6 protein-coding genes are annotated in these 8,763 nt (G+C 43.6%); 5 read left to right on the top strand and 1 reads right to left on the bottom strand.

Going from position 1 to position 8,763, the window contains the following annotated elements:
- Positions 1-72: 72 nt before the first annotated feature.
- Positions 73-903 (bottom strand): AraC family transcriptional regulator, encoded by an 831-nt coding sequence (locus ACO53F_RS08740; protein ID WP_485138118.1) that lies wholly within the window; start codon positions 901-903, stop codon positions 73-75.
- A gap of 192 nt (positions 904-1,095) precedes the next feature.
- Here ACO53F_RS08740 and ACO53F_RS08735 point away from each other — a divergent pair, with 192 nt between their 5' ends.
- The 5 genes from ACO53F_RS08735 to ACO53F_RS08715 all read left to right on the top strand — a co-directional run bounded on the left by ACO53F_RS08735 (position 1,096) and on the right by ACO53F_RS08715 (position 8,670).
- On the top strand, positions 1,096-2,364 hold the full coding sequence (locus tag ACO53F_RS08735; RefSeq protein ID WP_485138117.1) for an ABC transporter substrate-binding protein: 1,269 nt from the start codon (positions 1,096-1,098) through the stop codon (positions 2,362-2,364).
- A 16-nt stretch (positions 2,365-2,380) separates the two neighbouring features.
- Positions 2,381-3,274, top strand: coding sequence for a carbohydrate ABC transporter permease (locus tag ACO53F_RS08730; RefSeq protein WP_485138116.1), 894 nt, complete (start codon positions 2,381-2,383; stop codon positions 3,272-3,274).
- Positions 3,275-3,276: 2 nt separating this feature from the next.
- The gene (locus ACO53F_RS08725) at positions 3,277-4,104 is read left to right on the top strand and encodes a carbohydrate ABC transporter permease (protein WP_485138115.1); all 828 of its coding nucleotides are present in this window, start codon (positions 3,277-3,279) and stop codon (positions 4,102-4,104) included.
- A 24-nt stretch (positions 4,105-4,128) separates the two neighbouring features.
- The gene (locus tag ACO53F_RS08720) at positions 4,129-6,339 is read left to right on the top strand and encodes an alpha-galactosidase (protein WP_485138114.1); all 2,211 of its coding nucleotides are present in this window, start codon (positions 4,129-4,131) and stop codon (positions 6,337-6,339) included.
- A gap of 219 nt (positions 6,340-6,558) precedes the next feature.
- Complete coding sequence (locus ACO53F_RS08715; protein WP_485138113.1) at positions 6,559-8,670, top strand: transglycosylase domain-containing protein; 2,112 nt, start codon at positions 6,559-6,561, stop codon at positions 8,668-8,670.
- Positions 8,671-8,763 lie beyond the last annotated feature (93 nt).

Genomic DNA, 8,763 nt, shown 5'->3' with positions numbered 1-8,763 from the left:
AATCCTTTGGTTAGTCGTTCTTTTATTTATTGTCTAACTTTTTGGGGTCAGTACAGAAACCGGGCTTTTTCTTTAGGCATAGAGCTTGCGCCAATCGTAGGGAGCCAAACTTTTGACTCGTTTAAAGGCAGCAGAAAAGTTAAATTGATTAGCATAACCGACTTGTTGGGCAATAGATTGGATGGATAATTGACGATTAGTTAAGAGCTGGCAGGCAATATTCATGCGGTAGTTAAGAATGAATTGAGAAGGAGTTAAGCCCATTTCCTGTTTGAATAACTTGCTAAAGTAATTGCGATTCAGGTTGCAATGTTGTGCGATATCATCAATCGAGATAGACTCGGCAAAATGATCTTGAATAAAACGAATGGCCTCGCGAACATAAAAGTTGTGAACATCATTCTGAGGTAGCAATCGCGTATGATTAGAGTAACGAATCAGGGCATCCATGACTAGGTAGAGTTGGCCAATTAAGAAAGACTCATGTTGCTTAGGGTTATTAATTAGTTGCATGAGGGGTGCCATGATGTTATCTTGTACAGTCTGTTGCTTAGGTTTAAAGAGATAATTAGAAGTATTAAAGCCCGCTTCCTGTAAGAAGTGCTTTGCTTTTAGCCCATTAAACTCAATCCAACAATAGGTCCAAGGGTCGGATTCATCCGCTTCATACGCACAAATGCAGTCAGGTGTCATCAAGAAACCCTGCCCAGCAGAGAGTGTTTGTGCCTTCTGGCCTACCAGAGAAAAGCGCCCTTGGCCAGATAGAATGTAATGGAAGAGATAGTTATGGGTTTGCGTGGGCCCCATGCGATGCAAGGGGGCGCAAGCCTCGCGACCAAATTGAATAGGATAAAGTTCAATAGACGTTTTGTTGTGGAAGACATAGAATTCTGCTTGGCTCATAGGGATCCTCCTTTTCTCAATTATAGTAAACGCTTTAAAGTTTAGTCAAGCATAACATTTGTATAGGGGTTATTATATATCCGAATTAGAGTTTATGTTTTAAAAACGAATAGATAAAGTGATGAATAACTATTCGAAAGCGTTATCTAAAATGGTATAGTTAAGCTATCAAATACAAAAGGAGTGTTCTCAATGGACAAAAAGTTGTGGCATAAATCGTCTCTTACAGCCTTAGTGCTAGCCTTGGTTTTAACTGTAATAGTAGGGGTGTTTGGTCAAGCCAAAGTCGCTCAGGCGGCCCAAACAACCATTACCTACGGAATTTGGGATTCTCGACAAGAACCTGGTTTGCGGAAATTAGCAGATGAGTTTGAAGCAGCCAATCCTGATATTAAAGTAGACATTCAAGTAGCGGGTTGGGGAGAGTATTGGACCATGCTAGAAGCAGCGGCTACTGGTGGCTCGCTCCCTGACGTTTTCTGGATGCACTCTAACGAAATCTATAAATATGGAGCCAATGACCAACTCTTAGCTTTAGATGACCTTATTAAGGAAGCTGGAATTGATATGAGCAAGTTTCCAAAAGGGTTAGTTGATATTTACAATGTGGAAGGTAAGCAATATGGGATTCCAAAGGATTTCGACACTATTGCTCTCTGGTATAACAAGAAGTTGTTTGATGAGGCAGGTGTCAAATATCCAGATGCTAACTGGACCTGGGATGACCTCAAGGAAGCTGCAAAAAAATTAACTAATAAAGAAAAAGAACAGTATGGGATAGCCACATTCTTAACCAACCAAGAAGGGTACTATAATTTCGTATTCTCAAATGGTGGTCAAATCATCAAGGATGGCAAAAAGTCTGGCTATGCAGATCCTAAAACAATTGAAGGTTTAGAATATTTCTTCAGCTTCGCACATGAAGGGTTATCTCCAGTCTTATCCAAAGACGGTGATGCTAAGGCCTATCTAGAAAATGGCAAAGCGGCAATGGCGCTATTCGGCTCTTGGCAGCTCAATGGCTTCTTAGATAATGATTACTTACGGGAAAATTTTGATGTTGCCCCTCTTCCTAAGAAGGATGGTAAATCTGTTTCTGTATACAATGGTTTAGCCAACGTTATCTCAGCTAACACACCAAATAAAGAAGCTGCTTGGAAATTCGTTCAATTCCTTTCTAGTCCTGAAACTCAGAAGAAGGCTTCTGAATTAGGGATTGCTATTTCTGCTTATGAAGGTTCTGCAGACGCTTGGGTGAAAGTAGCACCAAAGATGAATTTGAAGGTTTACATTGATGCCATTGAGACGGCTCAAGTTCGTCCATATACCCATGAGACAACAAAATGGGAAGAGAAGGCCTATGAGATTCTTAAAGCAGCCTATACGGGCGAGCGTCCAGTAAAAGAAGCTGCAGAAGAAGCAGCTAAAGTGATGGATGAGATTATAGCTGAAGAACAATAATGAAGAGGTGGGAAGGATGTTAAGTCACAAGAAGAAAAATTGGCTCTGGGGATATGGATTTATAGCACCAACCATTATTGGATTATGTGTGCTCAACATCTTTCCCGCAATTCAGACCTTCTATCTTAGCTTCCATAAATCGGGAGCGTTTGGTAAAGGGGATAAGTTTGTTGGGTTGAAGAATTATGAGAAACTTTTAAGTGATCCACAGGTTTGGCAAGCAACATGGAATACGCTCAAGTATATGCTATTAGTCGTACCTCCAACCATATTGATTGCGCTAGTCTTGGCTGTATTGCTTAATGGCAAAGTCAAAGGAAAAAACATCTACCGGACTATCTACTTCTTACCAATGGTCGCAGCTCCGGCTGCCGTTACCATGGTTTGGCGTTGGCTTTATAATACAGACTTTGGTTTGATTAACACGTTATTGAAACAAGTTGGTATGGGGCCAGTCAAATGGACTGAAGATCCGACTGTCGCAATTTATGCGGTGGCGATTATCGGTATTTGGTCCTCTATTGGATATAGCATGGTTCTACTACTAGCTGGTCTTCAAGAAATTTCCAAGGATTTCTATGAGGCAGCGACAATTGATGGTGCATCGAAATTGGAGCAGCTAGTGAAAATTACTATACCACTTTTATCTCCACAGATTTTCTTTGTCCTAGTGACCAGTATTATTTCGGCTCTTCAAGTTTTCGACGTTATTTATATGATGATTGAACCAAGTAACCCTGCTTACGATAAGACGGTATCCTTGGTGTATCTCTTCTATAATGCAACTTTCAAGTATTCAGATAAAGGATATGGCTCAGCTATTGTCATCTTCTTGTTGGCAATCATCATGGTGATTACGGTTGTGCAAATGCGATTGCAGAAAAAATGGGTTAATTATATGGAGGGGTAACAATGTCTAAGAATATCGTATCGAAATTGATGGTGCATCTGATTCTGATTGCCGTTGTTATCAGCATGTTGATGCCCTTTATATGGATGATCTTAACATCATTTAAGACCACAACAGAAGCTACCCAGTTAGATCCTTTCGTGCTCTTCCCGGCTCAGTGGCGATTAGACGCGTATTCAGAGGTGATGAGAAATACAAATTTTCCTATCCTGTATTTCAACACTTTTGTATTGGTTGCCTTTCGAGTAATCTGCGGTTTGCTTTTTTCCGCGATGGCGGCATATGCTTTTGCGCGCCTGGAGTTTCCCGGGCGAGACTTTCTATTTGGTTTAGTATTATTCCAAATGATGATTCCATCGCAAATTTTCATCGTGCCCCAATATTTAATGGTAGATAGCATGGGAATGCGCAATACACTCTTTGCCCTAGTTTTCCCAGGATTAGTATCTGCCTTCGGGACTTTTCTATTGCGACAGTTCTTCATGGGCTTGCCAAAGTCGCTCGAAGAATCGGCGCTCTTGGATGGAGCTAATGTAGGACAGACTTTCTTTTCTATCATGTTGCCATTAGCAAAATCAGGGATGGTGGCGCTGGGGATTTTTACCGCCTTGTTTGCCTTCAAGGAATTGATGTGGCCTTTAATCATCAATACGCAAGCAGATATGGCAACTTTATCTTCAGCCTTGTCTAAGATTCAAGGCGCTTATACTGTGAACTATCCACAATTGATGGCAGCATCTGTTTTGTCTATCTGGCCTATGGTAGTAATCTATGCCTTCTTCCAACGTCAATTTATTCAAGGAATTGCGACTACTGGGGGCAAACTCTAATTCTTTGAAAGGAGCACATAAACAATGGAAGTTATTTTCGATAGTAGTCAACAAGTCTTCCACCTACGCAACCAGAAGCTGTCGTATCTGATTCAGTTGGAACGTTTTGGTTATGTCACTCATCTCTATTTTGGCCAGCGCTTGGAACATTACAGTGGCATAGCGACTTATCCACGGATTCATCGCGATTTTGAAGTGGAGTCGGTCGAGTTTGGAGCAGATGTACGTGATTTTTCTGTTGGGAATTTGCTTTATGAATATAGTCAATATAATCGTGGGGATTTCCGGCACCCGGCCCTAGTCTTACGTCATGCTGATGGTTCCACGGTCAGTGATTTTCGGTATGACCATCATGAAATTGTGGCGGGCAGTCCAACCTTGGAAGGTCTCCCTCATGCGAAAGTAGAAGAAGGCCAAGAGGCCGTCACCCTCAAACTCTACCTTAAAGATGTACTTAAATCGCTAGAACTCGTCCTTTCTTATACGATTTTTGAGGACCAAGCAGTAGTGGTGAGATCAGTCGCTCTTCACAATAAGGGCAGTGAGACAAGCCGGATTGAGAAAATTTCCAGTTTTCAATTGGATTTGTCGCCACGGCAAGCAGAACTTATCCACTTAAACGGTACCTGGGCTCGGGAACGATTCGTGGAGCGTGAGGCCATCCATCACGGCATCAAAGTTCTAGATAGTAAACGAGGAACGAGCAGCCACCACCAGAGTCCTTATATGGCCATCGTAGCGCCTGAGACGACTGAACATTTAGGTCAGGCTTTGGGTGCCCAGCTCATTTACAGTGGCAGCTTCGAGTTGTCTGTTCAGATAGACTCCTATGATCAAATTCGGCTTCAGGCAGGCATACAATCGCTAGGATTGGATTGGGAGTTAGCTCCTGGGGAAAGCTTCCAAACTCCACAGGTTGTCTTAGCTTATAGTAATCGTGGTTTGAATGGCTTATCCCAAGCTTACCATGATTTTGTCAGTCAGCATTTGATTCCGAGCCGCTTCCGTGGTGTGGAAAGACCGATTCTCATAAATAACTGGGAAGCAACCTATTTTGACTTTGATCAACCTAGATTGCATGCCTTGATTGACCAAGCAGCTGATCTTGGGATTGAGCTCTTCGTCCTAGATGATGGTTGGTTTGGGCAACGCAACCACGATAATAGTTCGCTGGGTGATTGGTTTGAACAGGAAAGTAAATTGCCACAGGGCTTGGTAGGTTTATCGGATTATGTCCATGGAAAAGGGATGAAGTTTGGACTCTGGTTTGAACCTGAGATGATTTCAGAAAATAGTAATCTCTTTCGAGAGCATCCTGAGTGGGCCATCCAGACACCTGGTCGAAGTTTGACACCTGGTCGTCAGCAGTTAGTCTTGAATATGGCCAATCCAGATGTCCGAGAAAACCTCTTCCAACAGATTAGCAAAATCCTGGATCAAGTACCGATTGACTATATCAAGTGGGATATGAACCGTCATCTTACTGAAGTCTATGCTCTAAATTTACCTGGCCAAGCTCAGGGACAGGTAGCTCATCGTTATACTTTGGGTGTCTATGATCTCATGGAACGGTTGACTAAGGCCTATCCTCACATTCTATTCGAAAGTTGTTCAGGTGGGGGAGGTCGTTTTGACTTAGGCATTCTCGCCTATATGCCACAAACCTGGACTTCGGATAACACGGATGCTGTAGAGCGCCTGAAGATTCAGTATGGGACTTCCATGATGGTGCCGCAGCACACCATGGGAGCTCATGTATCCGCAGTGCCTAACCATCAAACACACCGTGTGACGCCTCTCGCAACTCGGGCTCAGGTCGCATACTTTGGTGACTTTGGTTATGAGCTCGATTTAACCAAACTGCCAAAAGAAGAGCTTGAAAGCATCCGACAACAAGTGAACTTCTACAAGCGACATCGTGCTCTCTTCCAGTTTGGTCGCTTTAGTCGCCTGCTAAGTCCTTTCCAGGATAAGCTGACAGCCTGGATGGTGGTTAGCCCAGAGCAAGATCAGGCAATAGTCTTGTTGGCTCAGACTCTAGCTCAAGCTTCCATGCCTTTGCAGGTGCTTAAGTTACAGGACTTGTGCCCAGAAAGGCGCTATCAAGTGAAGTCAGAGGAGCAGGAATTTGTTGCCACTGGGGCAGAACTGATGCAAGTAGGCTTCTATGTCTTTCCACAATTGGTGGGTGACTATGCAAGCCGACTCTACCACGTCAAGGCATTAGTAGATTAAGAATTAGACATTCAGCACCTGGTTTCAGGTGCTGTTTTTTTAGGTCTTGAGGTAAAAATAAACTTCCCATTATATCATATATGATATAATGGGAAGTTTTTCTAATTAGCCGTTTTCTAAGAAATACTTAAATTTTCACGCTTAGCAGTCAAAATTCATAAGAAATTCGTAATTTTCCAGTATAATAAGGGACATGAATGAAGTAATGAGGTGATCATAATGGCCAGTCAAGCAAGTTTTAGAAGCCGTCTTTGGCAAGGCTTCAAAGGCATCTGGCGGTATTACCGTGGCTGGAAATGGTTAATCCTTATCGGCATGTCAATCATGCTAGTCATGTCGACCTACCTGGTTTTTATCGCTAAGACGACCAATGTGGCTATGCTACAAGATGCACTCAAGACGGTTACGACCATCTATGATAAGAATGACCAAGAAGCTGGGACACTGAGTGCCCAGAAGGGAACTTATATAAGTTTAGACCAGATGTCTACTACTATCCGTGAAGCGGTGGTGGCAACGGAAGACAAGCGATTTTATCAGCATAACGGATTTGATGCCCAAGGGATAGGGCGCGCTCTAGTGCGATTTGTAATCAATCGTAATACCTCTGGCGGGGGCGGCTCGACCTTGACCCAACAATTGGTTAAAAATGCCTTCTTGACCCTAGACCAAACCTTGCAACGTAAGCTTAAGGAATTCTTCCTAGCCTTGGAAGTCGAGAAGCAATTCAGTAAAGACCAGATTCTAGAGATGTATCTCAATCATGCCTACTTTGGTAATGGAGTCTGGGGTGTCGAAGATGCCTCGCAACGTTATTTTGGTCACTCGGCAGCTAGCCTGTCTTGGAATGAGGCAGCGGTTCTGACAGGTATTCTCAAAGGACCATCGCTTTTTAACCCTATTGATGACTACGAGGCGGCAATCGAACGCCGTAACGTAGTGGTTGGTCTCTTGGAACAGGAGTCAGTGATTGATAGTCAAACGGCGCAGTCAATTAAATCTTCGGGTATTGAACTTCATGATGCCTATGTGGCTAAGGAGCAGGACCAATATCCGGCCTATTTCGATGCGGTGTTAGATGAGGCGGTAGCTGAAACAGGGATTCCTGAAGCGGACTTGCTAGCTAAGGGCTATAAGATTTATACCTACCTGAATCCTGAATATCAAAATGCCTTGGATTCAGCCTATCAAGTGCAGGGGATTTTCCCAGATGATAATACGGGCACCCCCTTAGTACAGAGTGCCTCAGTTGTGGTAGAACCTTCAACAGGTGGTGTGATGGCCATCTACGGTGGGAGAGGTGATTACGTTCACCGTGGTTTTAACCGGGCAACTGACATGAGACGCTCGCCAGGTTCTACAATCAAGCCACTAGCGGTTTATGAGCCAGCGCTTGAAGCAGGTTATAAAATTAATAGTCAGGTACCTGACCAGGTAAGAGCCTATGGTAACAATCATTATGCACCCGAGAACTATGATCGTCAGACGGATCCATCTGGTCAAGTCGCACTCTATTATGCCTTGGCCCAAAGTAAAAACACTTCAGCTGTCTACTTGATGGATCAGTTAGGAATAGGCAAGTCAGTGCAAAAGTTAGATCAATTTGGTCTCAAGATTCAAGCTCAAGACCAACAACTCACCTTGGCCTTAGGCGCCCTCAGCCAAGGAGTATCGCCTTTGCAGATGGCCAGTGCCTATGCAGCCTTTGCCAACAAAGGGATTCGTAATGATAGCTACTTAATTCGTCAAATTAAAGACGCCAGTGGCCATATTATCTATCAGAATACTCGCCCAACTAAATATATGGTAATGACACCACGAGTAGCAGCCGACATGACCAGCATGATGTTGGAAACTTATGGCGGTAATGGGACCGGTTATGGTGCCGGACCTAGTTTTGGTCAAATCGCGGGTAAAACGGGGTCAACGGAAGTATCGGACGGTAACATGGCAACTCGTGATAAATGGATGATTGGCTATACACCAGATTTTGTTATTGCTTCTTGGGTAGGCTTAGATAAGTCTGGGGAGCAATCACTGGATGACTTAATGCCTAGCGGTATGCGCCAGCTCTTCTCTATTCAGACTACTAATCTCATGTCGGCATCGCCACAGACTTCATTTGGTCTAGAAATGGCTTCGCAGATGACAACTGATACCAACCCAATTGCTGATGTAGTTCAGCACTATAATGTTGGAGAAACCATTGATCAGGGAGCCAAATGGGTTAACCAAAATGCGGGTAATCTATGGGACGACATTGTCTTCACCACCAAGGAAGCTGTGCGTGGTGTGGGTGATTGGTGGCGCTCGATTGACTGGCCATTTTAAGCTAGATAGTTAGAGAAAGCAGGGGCCTCGGTCCTTGCTTTTTGCTGGCTAGGGGGATAAAATAGAAAATGAGTTTTGTGTCTTAAATTCTAT

The organism is Abiotrophia sp. (assembly GCF_057275535.1).
This window is presented reverse-complemented; position numbering and strand designations above follow the sequence as displayed.

Bases quoted from the DNA above. Each gene is read 5' to 3' on its own strand.
- ACO53F_RS08740 (WP_485138118.1), bottom strand. From the start codon at position 903: ATGAGCCAAGCAGAATTCTATGTCTTCCACAACAAAACGTCTATTGAA.
- ACO53F_RS08720 (WP_485138114.1), top strand. From the start codon at position 4,129: ATGGAAGTTATTTTCGATAGTAGTCAACAAGTCTTCCACCTACGCAAC.
- ACO53F_RS08730 (WP_485138116.1), top strand. From the start codon at position 2,381: ATGTTAAGTCACAAGAAGAAAAATTGGCTCTGGGGATATGGATTTATA.
- ACO53F_RS08725 (WP_485138115.1), top strand. From the start codon at position 3,277: ATGTCTAAGAATATCGTATCGAAATTGATGGTGCATCTGATTCTGATT.
- ACO53F_RS08715 (WP_485138113.1), top strand. From the start codon at position 6,559: ATGGCCAGTCAAGCAAGTTTTAGAAGCCGTCTTTGGCAAGGCTTCAAA.
- ACO53F_RS08735 (WP_485138117.1), top strand. From the start codon at position 1,096: ATGGACAAAAAGTTGTGGCATAAATCGTCTCTTACAGCCTTAGTGCTA.